Source organism: Citrobacter sp. Cm046, from assembly GCF_030333065.1.
GTDB classification, from domain to species: domain Bacteria; phylum Pseudomonadota; class Gammaproteobacteria; order Enterobacterales; family Enterobacteriaceae; genus Citrobacter; species Citrobacter murliniae.
On sequence record NZ_JAOWGP010000044.1, the window covers coordinates 400,299 to 417,674 of the forward strand.

General features: G+C 48.6%; 15 protein-coding genes. 9 read left to right on the top strand and 6 right to left on the bottom strand.

Annotated features, from left to right (window positions below):
- Positions 1-4: 4 nt before the first annotated feature.
- Positions 5-1,324 carry an SrfA family protein gene (locus tag OGX98_RS19825; protein WP_045443096.1) on the bottom strand — a complete coding sequence of 440 codons (1,320 nt, stop codon included), beginning with the start codon at positions 1,322-1,324 and terminating at the stop codon, positions 5-7.
- A gap of 282 nt (positions 1,325-1,606) precedes the next feature.
- On the opposite strand from OGX98_RS19825, the gene OGX98_RS19830 reads away from it, so the two are divergent.
- The gene (locus OGX98_RS19830) at positions 1,607-3,205 is read left to right on the top strand and encodes an ABC transporter substrate-binding protein (RefSeq protein ID WP_286595819.1); all 1,599 of its coding nucleotides are present in this window, start codon (positions 1,607-1,609) and stop codon (positions 3,203-3,205) included.
- Between the two features lie 17 nt (positions 3,206-3,222).
- The gene (locus tag OGX98_RS19835; RefSeq protein WP_048221418.1) at positions 3,223-3,456 is read left to right on the top strand and encodes a YdcY family protein; all 234 of its coding nucleotides are present in this window, start codon (positions 3,223-3,225) and stop codon (positions 3,454-3,456) included.
- Between the two features lie 78 nt (positions 3,457-3,534).
- Here OGX98_RS19835 and OGX98_RS19840 read toward each other — a convergent pair whose 3' ends face one another.
- Positions 3,535-3,984, bottom strand: coding sequence for a DMT family transporter (locus OGX98_RS19840; RefSeq protein WP_048221419.1), 450 nt, complete (start codon positions 3,982-3,984; stop codon positions 3,535-3,537).
- Complete coding sequence (locus OGX98_RS19845; RefSeq protein WP_045443085.1) at positions 3,981-4,499, bottom strand: GNAT family N-acetyltransferase; 519 nt, start codon at positions 4,497-4,499, stop codon at positions 3,981-3,983. Before OGX98_RS19845 ends, OGX98_RS19840 begins: the two co-directional genes overlap by 4 nt.
- A 37-nt stretch (positions 4,500-4,536) precedes the next feature.
- Between OGX98_RS19845 and OGX98_RS19850 the strand changes: the two genes are divergently transcribed.
- Together OGX98_RS19850 and curA are read left to right on the top strand one after the other, a co-directional pair.
- Positions 4,537-5,112, top strand: a complete 576-nt coding sequence (locus tag OGX98_RS19850; protein ID WP_200010845.1) for a helix-turn-helix domain-containing protein — start codon at positions 4,537-4,539, stop codon at positions 5,110-5,112.
- A gap of 69 nt (positions 5,113-5,181) precedes the next feature.
- The gene (gene curA, locus OGX98_RS19855; protein ID WP_286595820.1) at positions 5,182-6,216 is read left to right on the top strand and encodes an NADPH-dependent curcumin/dihydrocurcumin reductase; all 1,035 of its coding nucleotides are present in this window, start codon (positions 5,182-5,184) and stop codon (positions 6,214-6,216) included.
- Positions 6,217-6,370: 154 nt separating this feature from the next.
- Here curA and OGX98_RS19860 read toward each other — a convergent pair whose 3' ends face one another.
- Complete coding sequence (locus OGX98_RS19860) at positions 6,371-7,783, bottom strand: hypothetical protein (protein ID WP_286595822.1); 1,413 nt, start codon at positions 7,781-7,783, stop codon at positions 6,371-6,373.
- A gap of 845 nt (positions 7,784-8,628) precedes the next feature.
- Between OGX98_RS19860 and yncE the strand changes: the two genes are divergently transcribed.
- The gene (gene yncE, locus OGX98_RS19865) at positions 8,629-9,690 is read left to right on the top strand and encodes a 7-bladed beta-propeller protein YncE (protein WP_200010839.1); all 1,062 of its coding nucleotides are present in this window, start codon (positions 8,629-8,631) and stop codon (positions 9,688-9,690) included.
- Positions 9,691-9,826: 136 nt separating this feature from the next.
- Complete coding sequence (locus tag OGX98_RS19870) at positions 9,827-10,048, top strand: YgdI/YgdR family lipoprotein (RefSeq protein WP_045443071.1); 222 nt, start codon at positions 9,827-9,829, stop codon at positions 10,046-10,048.
- A 47-nt stretch (positions 10,049-10,095) separates the two neighbouring features.
- Here the strand turns inward: OGX98_RS19870 and ansP are convergent, their stop codons facing one another.
- Positions 10,096-11,538: an L-asparagine permease gene (ansP, locus tag OGX98_RS19875; RefSeq protein WP_045443068.1), complete on the bottom strand. Its 1,443-nt coding sequence runs from the start codon at positions 11,536-11,538 to the stop codon at positions 10,096-10,098.
- Positions 11,539-11,843: 305 nt separating this feature from the next.
- The gene (locus tag OGX98_RS19880; RefSeq protein WP_286595823.1) at positions 11,844-13,385 is read right to left on the bottom strand and encodes a methyl-accepting chemotaxis protein; all 1,542 of its coding nucleotides are present in this window, start codon (positions 13,383-13,385) and stop codon (positions 11,844-11,846) included.
- A gap of 530 nt (positions 13,386-13,915) precedes the next feature.
- Here OGX98_RS19880 and OGX98_RS19885 point away from each other — a divergent pair.
- Genes OGX98_RS19885 through OGX98_RS24120 form a run of 3 tightly spaced genes read left to right on the top strand, consistent with a single transcriptional unit; the run spans position 13,916 to position 17,375 of the window.
- Positions 13,916-14,914, top strand: coding sequence for an MsnO8 family LLM class oxidoreductase (locus OGX98_RS19885; protein ID WP_286595824.1), 999 nt, complete (start codon positions 13,916-13,918; stop codon positions 14,912-14,914).
- On the top strand, positions 14,914-16,035 hold the full coding sequence (locus OGX98_RS19890) for an amidohydrolase (protein WP_045443050.1): 1,122 nt from the start codon (positions 14,914-14,916) through the stop codon (positions 16,033-16,035). Before OGX98_RS19885 ends, OGX98_RS19890 begins: the two co-directional genes overlap by 1 nt.
- Positions 16,036-16,061: 26 nt before the next feature.
- Positions 16,062-17,375: an LLM class flavin-dependent oxidoreductase gene (locus tag OGX98_RS24120; RefSeq protein WP_502873567.1), complete on the top strand. Its 1,314-nt coding sequence runs from the start codon at positions 16,062-16,064 to the stop codon at positions 17,373-17,375.
- Position 17,376: the final 1 nt, after the last annotated feature.

Consider the following 17,376-nt stretch of genomic DNA (forward strand, 5'->3'; position numbering starts at 1 on the left):
AAAATCAGGCACCTATTTTTTTGATAGTCAGTGGGATCTCAGCGTGATCGTCATAACGCGCGGTACAGGCCGCAACATCGTTGGTTCCCGCTTTACAGGTGATTTCAGGCATCGGATAACGCGAGCCGTCAGTGCATCGTGCATTCCCGCGACTCTTAATCATTAATTCGCCCGACTGGTGCAGGCCAGAGAAAATCTCTGCACGACACACAATATTGTCGCCATGGACAACCCGTGCAGTGCCTTTATTAGTCTGGATCTGATAACGCAGTGATGGCGCTTTGCCGCTGACCGGATCTTTAACATCGACCATTACGCGCCAGTTTCCGTTAAGGAAACGTGTGGTACCCGCTTTCATCTGGTTGGCGTCCATGACCAACGCATCTTTCGGGATGGCGGCAATAACAACGGGACCGTCAACGGGTTTTTCATTTTTGGCTGCTGGAGTGACTTCCGCCCGATGCAACGGCAACACCGATCTCAGTTCTGGCAACGGTTTACTGTCAACTCTTGCGACCTCAACAGGTGTCTCAACAGCCGCTACAGCTGGTGCTGGAGCTTGTTGCTTCCACAACAGTGGAGCGGCTATGGCAGCGACAATCACCGCAGCAACGGGAAGGCTCCACAACGGCAGACGGCGTGTCGACTTACTCTGTATTTGTGCAGTTGGCGGTGTAACCTTGGGTTCGCTAATGATGACCGGAGCTTGCGGTTCTGGTTCGGCAGGTTCAGGCAATTCAACGACCGGCGTCAGCAACGGTGCATCGGCCTCGGCAAAGGTGATTTCCGGCGTGACATCTTCTTCAGCCTCTGGCTCCGGGGCAGGCACGACCGGGGGAACATCGCTGACTCGCAGGCAATCGAGCACATCATCACGGGTATTTTCGTTTAGATTGACGAAGCCCCAGAACGTAATGACAGGCTTACCATCAACCAGAAAAACGTGGTTCTCTCCCGGAAATTGAATCGCTTTTTCGAGCAGTGAACCAAACAGTTGCAGTGCGGTTTTACCCGATTGCAGGCTTTTGCGACTCAGGGCCGCCGCATTTTCCAGGGTGCTTCCCAGATAACGCATTGCCCGCAAACGTGTGTCTTCATCCGCGGCTTTCCACGCGACAGCTTTTCCCTCGATCGGGGAATACCAGTCAACCCGATCGCCGTTGTCGTTAATTTGTGGAATTGCCAGACAATCCGCCATCGCCTGCTGTTTACGCAAACGAAGCGTTTCACGAATTTGCAATGCTGAATCAAAAACGGCCTGACCGCCGCCGCCCACGGCCTGATAGTCATCCAAATTGCCGCTGCGCAAGAGAGTTTTTGCCACGTTGTTATCCCTTAGACTTCTTCACACATCTACTTTACGGGTTATGAAAACAAGCAAACGTCAGAAGAGAGGCAAAAAGGGGCGAATTTTCATGGCATAGAGTATTGGGAAAAATCTTGACGTCCTGAAAAAGACTTAACGGAAATTATTCCACCTGTGCTGTCGAATTAATCAGCGAAATACACCGGATTAGAATAACCTGATAGTGATTTGTTATTAGTCAGTTTTTGTCAGCTATGCTCTGATAATCGTGTTAATAATAAAATAAGAAGGCTTATAACCATGACTGCAAGGAAAACGTTGCTCGCGCTGGCACTCAGTGCAGTATTACCAACCGGCGCTGCATTCGCGGCCAGTACTGACACCATTATTTACTGCTCTGAAGCGTCGCCGGAATCATTTAACCCGCAAATCGCCAGTTCCGGTCCATCGTTTGTGGCCAGTTCGCAGGTGCTGTACAACCGGCTCATCAATTTTGATCCGGTAAAAAATACCCCTGTACCGTCGCTGGCAACCGACTGGACAATTTCACCGGACGGTAAAACGTACACCTTTACCCTGCGTCAGGGCGTAAAATTCAACAGCAATAAATTCTTTAAACCCACCCGCGATTTCAATGCTGATGATGTTGTTTTTTCGGTATTACGTCAGAAAGATGCCGATCATCCGTATCACAAAGTATCGCAGGGCAACTATGAGTACTTCAACGATGTCGGGCTGGACAAGTTGATCAAAGAAGTGAAGAAGGTCGATGATTACCATGTCCAGTTTGTGCTGAATGAACCAAACGCGGCATTTCTGGCCGACTGGGGGATGGACTTCGCATCCATTCTTTCCGCTGAATATGCGGATGCAATGCTGAAAAAAGGCACCCCGGAAAACGTCGATAACTGGCCGATTGGTACCGGACCTTACGTGCTGCAACAGTACAAGCAGGATTCACAAATCCGCTATCTGGCTAACCCGAACTACTGGGATGGCGAGGTGCCGACGAAGCATCTGATCTTCTCGATTACGCCAAACGTACAGACGCGACTGGCAAAACTGCAAACCAACGAATGCCAGATTATCCCCGCGCCTGCGCCAGTGCAGTTTGTGGAAATTAAGAAAAATAGCGACCTGACACTGCATTCTGTCGATGCGCTGAACGTCGGTTATCTGGCGTTTAACACCGAGAAAAAACCGTTTGATAACGTGCTGGTTCGTCAGGCGCTGAACTACGCTACCGATAAAAAAGCGATTATCAATGCCGTCTTTTTAGGTTCTGGCACGGTGGCAAAATCACCAATCCCACCGAATATGATGGGCTTCAATAAAGATTTGAAAGATTATGATTACGACCCGCAGAAAGCGAAAGCGTTGCTGAAGCAGGCGGGGCTGGAGAGCGGTTTTGAGGCGACGCTGTGGTCAATGCCGGTTCAACGTCCGTACAACCCGAATTCCCGTCGTATCGCCGAGATGATCCAAAGCGACTGGGCGAAAGTCGGCGTAAAGGCGAAAATCGTTTCTTACGAGTGGGGAGAATACCTGTCTGGAATGCGCAAGGGTGAGCATGACACCGCGCTGTTTGGCTGGATGTCTGACAACGGGGATCCTGATAACTTTGCCGATGTACTGTTGGGTTGCAACAGTATTAAAACAGGATCAAACGCCGCGCGCTGGTGTGATAAAGAGTATAATTCCCTGGTTCAAAAGGCGAAACTGGTGAGCAAACCGGAAGATCGCGCCGCGCTTTACCAGCAATCGCAAGAGATATTCTACCAGCAGGCACCATGGATAGCGCTGGCAAACGGTAAGACGTTTTATGCTACGCGCAGCAATGTCAGCGGATACAGCGTGAGTCTGATGGGCAGTGATTTTTCAAAAGCAAAACTAAATTAATGTGTTAAGGAGAAAGTATGTCGCACCTGGATGAGGTCAGCGCACGTGTCGACGCCGCCATTGGAGAGAGCGTTATTACGCATATGAATGAACTGCTGATTGCGCTCAGCGATGATGCAGAGCTAAGCCGGGAAGAGCGTTACACCCAGCAGCAGCGTTTGCGAACGGCTATCGCGCACCATGGGCGTCAATATAAAGAGGATATGGAAGTTCGTCGTGAACAACTGACCAAAGGCGGTACTATCCTTTGATACCCTGACGAACAGAGTGGTTCCGGCCTGCATTTTCGTGTTATTTGTAGGCCGGAACGGTGTAGTGCCATCCGGCAGTTAAAACGAACGTCTCGCCACTAACCAGGCGCCAACTACCAGCATCACCGCACCACAAACCGGCCCCACCAGCGCACGTAGCGGTACGCCGTGGCTGCGCAGTATATCCAGTACCAGACCGCCTATCAGCTGGCTGGCAACCAGTACCGCAATGGTGGTGGCTGCGCCCACGTTCTGGTATCCGCTAATACTGGCGAAGACAAAAAAAGACCCCAGCAATCCGGGAATTAACGTCCACCAGCGCACACTGGAGGCCAGCTCGCCAAATCCGGCCACACCTTGTTTAAACCACAGAATGCTGACAAACAGCACGATCCCCACCAGCGAGTTGAGCAACATGGCGATAAGGATTGTCGATGAGGTCTGAGTTATACGCACCATTAAGGTGTTTTGCACCACCAGACCGATGCCTGCAGCAATCAGAAAGGAGAGTGTCAGCGTCTGGTTCATTCGCGCACATCCGGTTCGCTACGATCGTCCAGTTGTAGTTGCATAAAAGTCAAATCCAGCCAGCGACCAAATTTGGTTCCGACCTGCGGCATTTGCGCGGTCAGCTTAAAACCTAGCGTGCTGTGCAGGTGCAGAGATGCCTCGTTCTGTGACTCAATTCCCGCCACCATCACGTGTTTGCCACATGCGCGGGCTTCATCAATTAACCTGCTGAGTAGCGCCCGTCCCAGACCCTTTCCCTGATGATCCGGATGCACATACACCGAGTGTTCGACGGTATGGCGGAATCCGTCAAAATTACGCCAGTCGCCAAAGGAGGCATACCCCGTAACCACGCCATTCTCTTCACTCACCAGCACTGGATATCCCATCAACTGTCGGGCTTCGTACCATGAGATCCGGTTTTCGGCATCGACCGTCTGATCGTTCCAGATAGCTGCCGTATGGAGTACTGCGTGATTATAGATTTCTGCAATGGCCGTGCAGTCTTCTTTGCTGGCGAATCGAATTGACATGTTGAACCTCAGGCGTTGTTCACTATAGTATTACGATATGAATACTATTGAAGACAGTATAAATCAACGGATCAGTGCAAGAATTCGCGTTGAGCGGGAATCTCGCGGCTGGTCGCTGACCGAGCTTGCTGAGCGCGCAGGCGTGTCGCGGGCGATGATCCATAAAATTGAGCGTGGAGAAAGCAGTCCAACAGCAACGCTGCTGGGACGACTGTCCGGCGCTTTTGGCATCAGCATGTCTACGCTGATTGCGCGTGCTGAAATGCAGGAGGGGAAACTACTGCGTTTCGCCGATCAGCCTGTCTGGCACGATCCGCAAAGCCACTATTTGCGCCGCCATGTCTCCCCGCGAAGCGATCTGCCCATTGATCTGGTGCAGATTGAATTGCCCGCCGGCAGTGATATCCCGATGCCAGCCTCTTCCTATGTGCAGGCCAGACAGCTTATCTGGTTGCAGCAGGGGGAGTTAGTGTTTGTGGAAGGAGACACGAGACATGAAATGAAAGCGGGTGATTGCCTGGAACTCGGTCCACCGAATGACTGCCGCTTTATCAATGAAACCTCGCAATCCTGCGTTTACCTGGTTGTGCGGTTAAACCATGCAGGCAATTAATGTGAAAGCATCTCCACCGGAGGGGAACTACTATTGATGGATTCATGCCAAAAGCTGAGGAGAACATCAATGGGTCAACAAATGCAACGCAATCGCCGCTGGGTACTGGCTTCACGTCCGCATGGTGCGCCAGTACCGGGTAATTTCCGGCTTGAAGAGGATACCGTAGCGACTCCTGGTGCAGGGCAGGTTTTACTGCGCAACGTTTTTCTGTCTCTTGATCCCTACATGCGTGGCCGCATGAGCGAGGAACCGTCGTACTCTCCTCCGGTTGAGATTGGTGCAGTCATGGTAGGAGGCACCGTAAGCCGGGTGGTCACATCGAATCATCCTGACTATAAAACGGGGGAATGGGTCCTGAGCTACAGCGGTTGGCAGGACTTCGATATTTCCGATGGCAGTGGACTGGTAAAATTAGGCGACAACCCTGAACATCCTTCATGGGCGCTTGGCCTGCTCGGCATGCCAGGATTTACGGCATATATGGGCCTGCTCGATATCGGACAGCCTAAAGCCGGAGAAACGCTGGTGGTTGCGGCGGCAACCGGACCTGTTGGCGCAACCGTTGGGCAAATCGGTAAGCTCAAAGGATGTCGGGTAGTGGGTGTCGCTGGCGGAGCGGAGAAATGTCGCCATGCGACAGAAGTCCTCGGGTTTGATATTTGTCTCGATCACCATGCGCAGGATTTCGCAAAACAGCTGGCGCAGGCTTGTCCGCAGGGGATCGACATTTATTATGAAAACGTGGGTGGCAAAGTTTTTGACGCAGTTCTGCCGTTACTCAATACCTCAGCGCGAATCCCTGTTTGTGGCCTGATCAGTGGGTATAACGCGACGGCGTTACCGACTGGTCCTGACAGGTTACCGCTGTTGATGGCAACAATATTGAAAAAACGTATTCGGATGCAGGGTTTTATCATTAGTCAGGATTACGGCCATCGTATTTATGAATTTCAGCAAGAGATGGGGCGGTGGGTTAAAGAAGGCAAGATCCAGTATCGTGAACAAATAACCGACGGTCTGGAAAATGCGCCGGAAACGTTTATTGGCCTGCTCACAGGGAAAAACTTTGGCAAAGTCGTAATTCGCCTTGCTGATGAATGATACTTAAGGTAGGTGATTGGGCGCCTACGGCATTGAAAATATTGCCTCTGCTGGAACTAGTTATAGGCGCCCTAAATCCAGCCTCTCGTGCTGGCTATATTGTCAGGTATAATGCCCCTGTTTCTGCGTACTTAACTAGGGGTATCCTGGATGTTTATAACTCTCTATTCGATAATACTCCTGCAGAATAGATTTTTTCCCGAAATTTTATAGCTCCATTAATATTTAAATGATGGCCATCAGTAAACTCCGTGTAGTTAAAGTCTTTATCGGCAGAAAAATCAAAGATATGAAAATGTTTTGACTCTATGGAAGAGAAAAAACGTTTGCATTCGTTTTTTATCTGTTCATCAAGATTTTCTATATAGGCTACTGATACGGGAGGTATTATCATGTAAACATGATTTTTATTATTTTCTGCTGCATTTTTAATATCCATGATTCTTTCACAGTTTAACTTGAAAGAGTCTGCATGTTTTTTGTATTTATTATGTTGTGCAACAATACCGAGTCCGTCAAGATAGTGTTTATCTGCATTTAGAAATTTTTCAGTGTTTATATCACGTTGCATTGTTGATAGTTTTTCTGCAATACTTTCTGTACTATGACAAGAACATTCACTAATGTTCCTTTGATTAATGTAGATACTCTCAATGAAAACATCTATAGATTCCGTGTTGAATTTATGCATTAATGTATCATTTGAGTCATTTATTTCTGTTTTTTTAATTGAGTTATAGTGTCGATCATTGAATTTATTCATGCTTTCTTTTGCATATGTATAGACAATTGATTTCCCTTTACTAATCTCCTTGTAAAGATCATAGAATCCAAAGCATAATATTGTTTTGTTTATAGGGTTGATGGTGTTTGTTTTAAAGTAAAGATCGTGTGCGTTTGTTATATCCAGACCTGGAATAGAAAGGCTTGTCGAATGTATTGAATTTATATCTGTTAATGCATGGAAGGCATATGATGAACCGAAAATGACAGTGTTAAATTTTTGATCTATAAATCTATTGTATTGATGTGAAAGGAAATCATACCAGATGGACAACTCTCTTGGTTTTATTGCGTTTTCATGTAAATGACAGGAAAAAGGTTTTCCAATCCCGCCTTTTAAAAAAACAGTACTTCCTGAATAATCATATGCAAAAATTGATAACTTACTCTCTGATAATTCTTTTTTGATAACATTCTTATCAAAAGAATATGTTTTTATATCATGGAATATAAAGTTTACATTTTTTTTGCTTATCTTCTTCTTAAATTCAACGAAACTTTCTTGTTCACCTAAAAAGTAAATATCCATGATTGTATTGTCTAAAATAGAAACATATAAATCATAGCAAATGATGTAAAATGATTTTATATTTTCACGTTTAAAATCTTCACACAGATAGAATAGCTCATCAATAAATCTTATGGTTTCAGGTGTGCCAGTGAAATATTTTGAGTTATTTAATACATATTCTTTTAAAATTATGACATCGAGGTCGGTTTTATTTTTATAGAGTTTTAATATTAAAGTTCGCAAACAAAGAAGGAAATTAACATGGTCGTTCATATTGTAGCCTTTTATGTTAAAATTTTTACATTGATGTTGTTATGGTAGTGTCGGATTTGTCGATGAATATATAATGCGGTAAAAAACAAAAAATCTTAAATTTTATAGTGATTTCAATTTTAGAACAGGTGTTCATCATGATGATGAGCTTCATTTCATGAGCTAATTGCTTACAGTAACAGCATTCCATATTCGTCTTACGCATCTCATTAACTGTGATTGTATAAATTTTGTTTCACTTTCAACATTCGGCTTACAGATGCGGCGAAACTAAAGAAAATCAGTAAAGATGGTTGTATTTAATACATTGATTTTTCGACGAGATTTGCTGAGAACTCATCGTATTACCTGTGCAAGATAACAATATTAAAAATATCGAGATCGATTTTACGCGCCCGTCAAAATCAGCGTGATACGCGCTTGAGAACAAAAGCCGACAGGATTTAACACAGGGTCGTATGCGTCGTGTACAAAATGCGCTATGCCAGAGATGAATCTCCATTGGTTAGGCCGCCACTGACGAATGAATTGCGCAACGATGATTTTCCGCGCCAGGAGCCAGAGTTGTAATGGAGGCGACAATGAGCCTCCATTACACGTAGAGAAGCAGTGGATATGAGGTGAACGTCATCATGTATCCTGGCAAATTGTTCTCTGTTTCATAAAAGCATAACCTGCAATCATTCATGGAGAAATTAAGAAGGTTGTAGCCAAAAAGTGAATTAACACTCCACTTTGAGATAAATAATGATTACTATTCTCATTCTTAAGAAGAGCAAGACCATGATTTTGCTCATTGAGGCTATGTGAAGCAGTAACATACGAATTTATCAAAGGGAGTCGTCATGTCTTTACGTCATCTGTTTTCACCGCGTCTGCGTGGTTCTTTACTGTTAGGTTCACTGCTCGTTGCATCGTCATTTAGCACGCAGGCTGCGGAAGAACTGCTGCGCAAAGCCGTGGGCAAAGGCGCCTACGAAATGGCGTACAGCCAGCAAGAAAATGCGCTGTGGGTTGCCACATCGCAGAGCCGCAAGCTGGATAAGGGCGGGGTGGTTTATCGTCTTGATCCGGTCACGCTTGAAGTGACCCAGGTTATTCATAACGATCTCAAACCGTTCGGTGCCACGATCAACAATGCCACTCAGACATTATGGTTTGGTAACACCGTCAACAGCGCGGTAACGGCGCTGGACGCCAAAACTGGCGACGTGAAAGGGCGTCTGGTTCTGGACGATCGTAAACGTTCTGAAGATGTCCGTCCGCTGCAGCCTCGTGAACTGGTCGCTGATGATGCTACCAACACGGTGTACATTAGCGGAATAGGCAAAGAGAGCGCTATCTGGGTTGTGGACGGTGAAACGATCAAACTGAAAACCACTATTCAGAACACTGGTAAAATGAGCACCGGTCTGGCTATCGACAGTAAGGCCAAACGCTTGTACACCACCAATGCCGATGGCGAGTTTATTACCATCGATACGGCAGATAACAAAATTCTCAGCCGTAAAAAGCTGCTTGATGACGGGAAAGAGCACTTCTTCATCAACCTGAGCCTGGATACGGCGGGTAACCGCGCGTTTATCACCGATTCTAAAGCGGCAGAAGTTTTGGTTATCGACACCCGTAACGGCAACGTGCTGGCTAAAGTTGCCGCGCCGGAATCTCTGGCCGTACTGTTCAACCCGGCGCGTAACGAAGCCTACGTGACGCACCGTCAGGCAGGTAAAGTTAGTGTGATTGACGCGAAAAGCTACAAAGTCGTCAAAACATTCGATACCCCAACCTTCCCGAACAGCCTGGCGCTTTCAGGTGATGGCAAAACCTTGTATGTCAGCGTGAAACAGAAATCTTCACGCGAGCAGGAAGCGACTCAGCCGGATGATGTTATTCGCATCGCGCTGTAATTGCCCGGAGGGGGAAACCCCTCCAGTCATTTATCCACACCCCACGATACGCCTCGTTACACCCCATCTCTGGCCTGACAAACATCAGGGACTTACACTACGTCCTCTACGGCTAACTGAATAACACGGGATTACCATGAAAAAGCCATTTATCTGCCTTTGTGCGGGTGTGATGTTGTTTACACTGGCGGGCTGTACCACTGATTACGTCATGACGACGAAAAGCGGACAAACCATTGTCACCCAGGGTAAACCGAAGCTGGATAAAGACACAGGGATGACCAGTTATACCGATCAGGATGGGAACGCGAGGGAAATTAACAGCAATGATGTTGCTCAGTTAATTGAAGCTAACTAAGCGCCAGAAAAAAGGGGAGGCCGGATATCCGATCTCCCCCGCAAATGTTACGGTGCGGTGCGGTGGATTTCTGCCACGCGCTTACGCACGCCAAACCACCCGGCAACCAACAGAATGGCAATCAACGGTAATGACGCGATAGTCCAGGTACCGTTCGGATAATCAAATGCCATCAGCACCAGCACAGTCAGCAGGAACAAGAGCGTTAACCACGAAGTAAACGGCGCGCCTGGCAACTTGAAGCTGACATCTGCCGCTTTACCTTCTTTAATCGCCCGACGCAAACGCATCTGACATACTACGATGAATCCCCATGACGCAATGATGCCCAGCGAGGCGAAGTTAAGCACGATCTCGAAAACCTGCGAAGGTACCAGATAGTTAAGGAAAACCCCTACGACATACACGACCAGCGTGGCGAGGATCCCGGCCCAGGGCACCTGTTGGCGGCTCATTTTAGCCATAAATTTAGGTGCAGAACCGCCCATCGACATCGAACGTAAAATGCGTCCTGTGCAGTACAGTCCGGAATTAAGACTGGAGAGCGCCGCAGTGAGCACCACAATATTCATAATGCTGCCGATATACGGCACGCCGAGCTTTGAGAAGAAAGTGACAAACGGGCTTTGACCTGCCTGATAAGCATTCCAGGGCAACAGCAATACCAGCAGGACGACCGAACCAACATAGAACAGACCAATTCGCCAGATAACGCTATTAATCGCTTTTGGTACCATTGTTTGCGGATCTTTGCATTCGCCGGCGGCTGTACCCACCAGTTCAATGGAGGCAAAAGCAAAGACGACGCCCTGCACCAGCACCAGAGCAGGCAACAGACCATGCGGGAAGAAGCCGCCATTGTCGGTGATCAGATGAAAGCCGGTAGTGTTACCATCCAGAGGTTTTCCGGTACCTAAAAAAACCGTACCGACCACCAGAAAAATGACAATGGCCAATACTTTCACCAGCGCAAACCAGAACTCCATCTCCGCGAACCATTTTACGCCGATCATGTTCATGGTACCGACGATTGCCAGCGCGCCGAGGGCAAACACCCACTGTGGCACGTCGCCAAAAGCGCCCCAGTAGTGCATATACAGTGCCACCGCAGTAATATCGACGATCCCGGTCATTGCCCAGTTGATGAAGTACATCCAGCCTGCCACGTAGGCTGCTTTTTCGCCCAGAAATTCACGAGCGTAGGAGACAAAGCTACCGCTGGAAGGGCGATGCAATACCAGTTCACCGAGTGCGCGAAGGATAAAGAACGAAAAAATGCCGCATACCAGATAGACCAGCGCCAAAGCGGGACCGGCCATTTGCAAGCGTGCACCCGCCCCTAAAAATAACCCGGTTCCGATGGCGCCACCGATGGCGATCATTTGTACCTGCCGGTTGCCCATCGCTTTGTGATACCCCTCTTCGTGAGCATTCAACCAGCGTCGTTTTGCCGCATGTTGTTCCGCGGCTTGCGTGTTGTGTGTGTTCATTACTTTTCCTGTTGGCCTGGTAAATTCACAAAATCCTTTTTGCCGCACCTGCAGCGACCCATACGAAAGTCAGCTCGCGGCGAAAACAGCGTTACCCTTCATTGTGTTACAGGGAGAAAACTGTCGGCCGAGCATCCTACATTCAATTGATAAGTGACGCAAAGCCTGACCAGCCAGAAAGCGCTTTTTTCTGCGGCCTGAGTTGACGGGCTGTGGTCTCGATTCAGCAAAATTAAGGGACGGGGACTGTGAGGGGATAAAAAATACGCTCATCGTGATTGTCACCATGATGAGCGTCATACCTTTTATGCGGATATGCCAAAGACCTGGACGGCCTGTTGTAAACGTGACGAACGCTGAGTTAAATCAGCGGTGGCGTCGGTCACGCGCTCCACCATTTCGGCATTATTATGGGTCATGATACCTACGCGCGATATTGAATCATTAATCAGATCCAGCGCCTGAGTTTGTTCCCGTGTCGCCAGGCTAATGTCCTTGATCATCATCGACATCTGTAACACGTCGCCAATCATGCCTGTCAGATGCGTTTCCGTCTGTTCCACCATTTTCACGCCGGAGTTAACGTTCGCGACGTTTTTCTCGATAAGCAACTTGATCTCTTTGGCTGCCGACGCAGAATGCTGTGCCAGATTTCGTACTTCAGCCGCCACCACCGCAAAACCGCGTCCGGACTCTCCGGCGCGCGCAGCCTCAACGGCAGCATTAAGCGCAAGAATATTGGTCTGGAAGGCAATACTGTCGATAACGCCGATGATATCGACGATCTGGCTATTGTCGCGTGAAATGGCCTGCATCATGGCGATAGTTTGCTTCATGATATCGCCGCCTTCTGTCGCATTAACGCTGGTCTTATCGGCCATTGTCATGGTTTGAGCTGCGGTATCTGCGGTTTGCTGTACCGCACTGCCAATCTCTTCAATGGCGGCCGCTGTTTGCTGCAGATCCGCAGACGTTTCTTCGGAACGCGTATGCAGTGCAATGCCTTCTTTTGACACGCGCTGGCTAATAGAGCGAATACCGGCTATCTGCATACTGACGTCATCAACCAGGGAATTCAGATTCAGTCCGGACTGATTAACCAGTCGCATCAACATCCCGATTTCATCCACACGATTTAAATGGCAGTTATCGGGTTTACGTCCGGAGACCACTTTCTTCATTTGGCTAAGCAAAGTATTAACTGGCTGACAAATTTGATACTTAAGGTAAATACCAAATAACACAAACAATGTCAGCATTCCACCTGCCTGAATAAACGCGTTCACTGGGGTAAAGATTAATAATACAGAGAGCAGGGCAACGATAACTAGAGCATAATTGACGCGTTGACTAATACTCAGCCATTTAAACATAGAGGCCCATGCCATTGCGCCACGGCGAATAACAATGCCTTTAAAAAGACGAAAGCCTTTAAATTTCTGGTTATTTATTTTTTCATACAGTTGTTCACTCGCCGTTATTTCTTCTCGCGAAGGAACTGTGCGCACTGAGATGTAGCCGGTTAATTTTTCATGGTGCCAGACGGGAGTGACGTTTGCACGGACCCAGTAATGATCGCCATTTTGTCGGCGGTTTTTCACCATGCCTGTCCAGCTATCCCCGTGCTGTAACGTGTACCACATGTCAGCGAAGGCCGCAGGGGGCATATCGGGATGGCGAATAATATTATGCGGCTCGCCCATTAGCTGGTTTTCGTTAAAGCCACTGGCATCGATAAAGGCGGAGTTCGCATAGGTAATATGGCTCTCTTTATCCGTTGTCGAAAGCAGCGTCGCTTTAGCGTTAAGTTCGTGCTCAATTTGTGTAACGGGCGTGTTACTTTTCATAAAAGCCCCATGATGTTATGTATAATTCATACAAAGATCCCCGCATTAATACCAGGGGATATTAAAAAGCCGTTTTAAACCATTTTAATAAGAAACGCTGCATTCTCTACTAATCATCAGTTCTGCGAAAGTATCTCAAATAAAAATTTTAATGCAGGTGATTAGTGTCCTGTCATAAATATGAAACAATAAATACAAATGCATAACCTGAAAAGTCACTTAAACTGACTTAAATTAAATTAGGCCCCGGCGAGTTCCGCAAAAATAAAATTGATAAGCAATGATGTCGCTGAATTTTCACCCTCAATAGAGACCCTATTATATTTTGTAGTCAGTAAAAACAAGACATTTTTTCTGAATCGTGCCAACGCCTGTGCAGGAATGACCAAACCATTCTGAAGCGATCTTACCCATGCCGGGAACAGGGGTGGTTATCTGTTTTTTAGCTGAGCAAATGTGAATTAAATGTTTCTATATGGTTATTTGATAATTTAATAATAAAGACATGTTAACAAACATGGGCCTGCAACATGTCATATCGCCTGAGCATTCTTGATAAAAGCCCCGTAGGGGAAGCTGAAACCGCCGCCATTGCCCTTGTCAGGACGCTGCATCTGGCGCAACTGGCAGAAGAGTGGGGATATCACCGCTTCTGGATAGCGGAACACCACAATACGCCGCAGCTCGCCAGTCCGTCGCCAGAACTGGTGATTGCGTGGATCCTCGGGCAAACACAGCGTATCCGCGTGGGGTCCGGTGGGGTCATGCTGCAGCACTACAGTCCGTATAAAGTGGCAGAAAATTTCAATCTTCTGGCGTCACTGGCTCCGGGTCGCGTTGACCTCGGTGTGGGGAAAGCGCCTGGAGGATTACCGCTGTCAACACAGGCGTTACAGCAGGGCATCAACCAGACAGAAAAGGGAACGTTTGCTGATCAGCTGTCTCAGCTTAATGGCTGGCTGTCGCTGACCGGTAAGGAAACTGCGCAAACGGTGTTCCCGACACCGCTTCCACCCACCCCCCCGGAAGGATTTGTTCTGGGAGCCAGCGTTCAAAGCGCGCAGTTGGCGGCAGACTCAGACTGGAACTTTATCTTCGCTGCACATCTTAATGGTGACAAAGCACTACTGCGAGATGTTCTGACGTACTGGCAAAACAACAGCTCTCGCCCAACGATTGTTGCGGTACAGGTGATAGTGGCAAACAGTGCCGGGATCGCCGCGCAACTGGCGGAAAACGTGCAGATCTGGGGCGTGGAGCTGGAAGATGGCCAACGCGTCACAGTTGCCAGCGAAGAACAGGCTCTGGCTTTTGCCGCACAAGCGGGAAGCGCGCCGCGAAAAATTGCCCGACGCGAGCAGGCGTTGTTGCACGGTACTGCGCAGGAAGTGATCGAAAAACTCACTGATCTGCATACGCACTACGGCATTGATGAGTTCATTATCGATACCCCGGTGGCGGAAGGTCATGCGCGTCTGACATCTTTGCGTTTATTAGCAAAAGCCCATGCAGCCGTGGAGGTCGCCTGATGTCGCTCGCCTCACAGCTTATTAACTGGCGTCGCGAACTGCACCAGCATCCGGAGCTTTCCCTCCAGGAGGTGGCGACGACGGCCCGTATTCGCGACTGGTTGCACAGTGCGGATGTCACTATTTTACCGTTTGAACTGAAAACGGGTCTGGTCGCAGAAATTGGTCAGGGAGAAGAAGTTATCGCCCTGCGAGCGGATATTGACGCATTGCCGATAGAAGAAAATGCCGATGTTCCGTTTCGCTCGCTTACACCTGGCGTGATGCATGCCTGCGGACATGACATCCACACCAGCGTCATGCTCGGTGCGGCAATATTGCTGAAGCAGCAGGAATTCCATTTGCCGGGGCGAGTACGCATTTTGTTTCAACCCGCGGAAGAAAATTTTGGTGGTGCGAAAACGTTGATCCGTGCCGGAGCACTGCAAAACGTGGCGGCAATTTTTGGCATGCACAATGAACCCGGCTTGCCGGTAGGCGAGTTTGCCACTCGGGGCGGCGCTTTTTACGCCAACGTTGATCGCTTTGTGCTGCGTGTTACGGGTAAAGGCGCACATGCCGCACGTCCACACGAAGGTAAAGATGCCATTCTGCTCGCCAGCCAGTTGGTGACGGTATTGCAAAGCGTTGCCAGTCGAGAGGTTAATACGCTGGATTCAGTGGTACTGAGCGTGACCCGGATTCAGGGCGGAAATACGTGGAACGTCCTGCCAGAATTTGTCGAGCTGGAAGGGACGCTCAGGACACATCGCACTGAAGTTCAGCAGCAGGTCAAAAAGCGAGTGAGCGATATCGCCGCCGGATTTGCTCACGCTTTTGGCGCACAAATTGATGTTATCTGGCATGCCGGACCGAGTGCGTTGGTCAACGACACATACTGGGCCGATATTGCCACCAACGTGGCAAAAAAGTCCGGCTATACCACGCACAAAGCCGATCTCCATATGGGGGGCGAAGATTTTGCGGTCTATCTACAAAATACGCCTGGCGCATTTGTCAGTATCGGTAGCGCCAGTGAATATGGACTACACCATCCGGGATTTAATCCGGACGAACGATTAATTGAACCCGCCGCGAATTATTTTGCCCATTTAGCAAAAACGGCATTCGAACATCTTTAATTTTACCTGTTGGGTAAGGGGCTACTATGGCTAAAAATCGGCAACTACGGCTGGGCACTATTCTGCACGGTGCGTCAGGTAATATGTCCGCATGGCGTCATCCGGCTGCACAGGCCGATGCCAGTATTAATTTTGAATTCGTTAAAGAAACGGCGTTAATTGCTGAGCAAGGTAAGCTGGACTTTATTTTTGTCGCCGACGGGCTGTATATTAATGAAAAATCTATTCCGCATTTTTTAAATCGATTTGAACCGTTAACGGTATTATCTGCGCTGGCCAGTATTACCCGCAATCTTGGGTTGGTCGGGACGGTATCGACATCATACAGCGAGCCTTTTACCACCGCGCGCCAGTTTGCCAGCCTCGACCACCTCAGCCAGGGGCGGGCCGGATGGAACGTGGTGACATCGCCACTGGAAGGATCGGCAAAGAACTATTCCCGTGCACAGCATCCTGAACATGCCCAGCGTTACCGCATTGCTGACGAATATTTGCAGGTGGTGAAAGGTCTGTGGGACTCATGGGAAGACGACGCGTTTATCCGTAATAAAGCCAGTGGTGAATTTTTTAATCCGCAGAAACTGCACACGCTAAATCATCACGGCGATTATTTTCAGGTTGCCGGCCCGTTAAACATTGCCCGCACACCGCAGGGACGCCCAATTATATTTCAGGCTGGTGCTTCTGCAGATGGCAAAAAATTAGCAGCGCAGCATGCTGATGCTATTTTTACCCATCAGGATTCACTGGCCGAGGCCAAAGCATTTTATCAGGATGTAAAAAACCAATTAGAGTTCACCGGGCGTCATCCTGATGAGTTGCATATTTTTCAGGGCGTCAGCGTTATTGTTGGCGACAGTGAACAGGATGTTGAGCAGCAATATCAAACCACCGCCGCGTTGGTTTCTGTTACCGACGCACTGAATTACCTGGGTCGCTATTTTGAACATCACGATTTTGCGCAATATCCACTGGATGCGCCATTCCCGGATATCGGCGATCTGGGTCAAAACAGCTTTCGTAGCACCACCGATGAAATCAAGCGTAATGCGCGGGAACGCGGGCTAACGTTGCGGCAGGTTGCGCTGGAGGCTGCCAGCCCTCGTCCCCGTTTTAGCGGTACGCCAGAACAGGTAGCAGATGGCTTACAGCAGTGGTTCGACGAGAAAGCGGCAGACGGTTTTATCATCCAGGGCGGAACGCCGGATACCTTCCCACGCTTTGTTGAGCAGGTGATTCCGGTGCTCCAGGCGCGTGGCCTGTTCCGTTATGAATACCCTGGCACAACCCTGCGCGAAAGTCTGGGGTTAGCGGCACCGGCAAATCAATTCACACAATAAA

Coding starts and splice junctions, on each gene's coding strand:
- OGX98_RS19845 (WP_045443085.1), bottom strand. CDS start 4,499: ATGTCAATTCGATTCGCCAGCAAAGAAGACTGCACGGCCATTGCAGAA.
- OGX98_RS19850 (WP_200010845.1), top strand. CDS start 4,537: ATGAATACTATTGAAGACAGTATAAATCAACGGATCAGTGCAAGAATT.
- ansP (WP_045443068.1), bottom strand. CDS start 11,538: ATGAACACACACAACACGCAAGCCGCGGAACAACATGCGGCAAAACGA.
- OGX98_RS19880 (WP_286595823.1), bottom strand. CDS start 13,385: ATGAAAAGTAACACGCCCGTTACACAAATTGAGCACGAACTTAACGCT.
- OGX98_RS19870 (WP_045443071.1), top strand. CDS start 9,827: ATGAAAAAGCCATTTATCTGCCTTTGTGCGGGTGTGATGTTGTTTACA.
- OGX98_RS19840 (WP_048221419.1), bottom strand. CDS start 3,984: ATGAACCAGACGCTGACACTCTCCTTTCTGATTGCTGCAGGCATCGGT.
- OGX98_RS19890 (WP_045443050.1), top strand. CDS start 14,914: ATGTCGCTCGCCTCACAGCTTATTAACTGGCGTCGCGAACTGCACCAG.
- OGX98_RS19830 (WP_286595819.1), top strand. CDS start 1,607: ATGACTGCAAGGAAAACGTTGCTCGCGCTGGCACTCAGTGCAGTATTA.
- yncE (WP_200010839.1), top strand. CDS start 8,629: ATGTCTTTACGTCATCTGTTTTCACCGCGTCTGCGTGGTTCTTTACTG.
- OGX98_RS19885 (WP_286595824.1), top strand. CDS start 13,916: ATGTCATATCGCCTGAGCATTCTTGATAAAAGCCCCGTAGGGGAAGCT.
- OGX98_RS19860 (WP_286595822.1), bottom strand. CDS start 7,783: ATGAACGACCATGTTAATTTCCTTCTTTGTTTGCGAACTTTAATATTA.
- OGX98_RS24120 (WP_502873567.1), top strand. CDS start 16,062: ATGGCTAAAAATCGGCAACTACGGCTGGGCACTATTCTGCACGGTGCG.
- OGX98_RS19835 (WP_048221418.1), top strand. CDS start 3,223: ATGTCGCACCTGGATGAGGTCAGCGCACGTGTCGACGCCGCCATTGGA.
- curA (WP_286595820.1), top strand. CDS start 5,182: ATGGGTCAACAAATGCAACGCAATCGCCGCTGGGTACTGGCTTCACGT.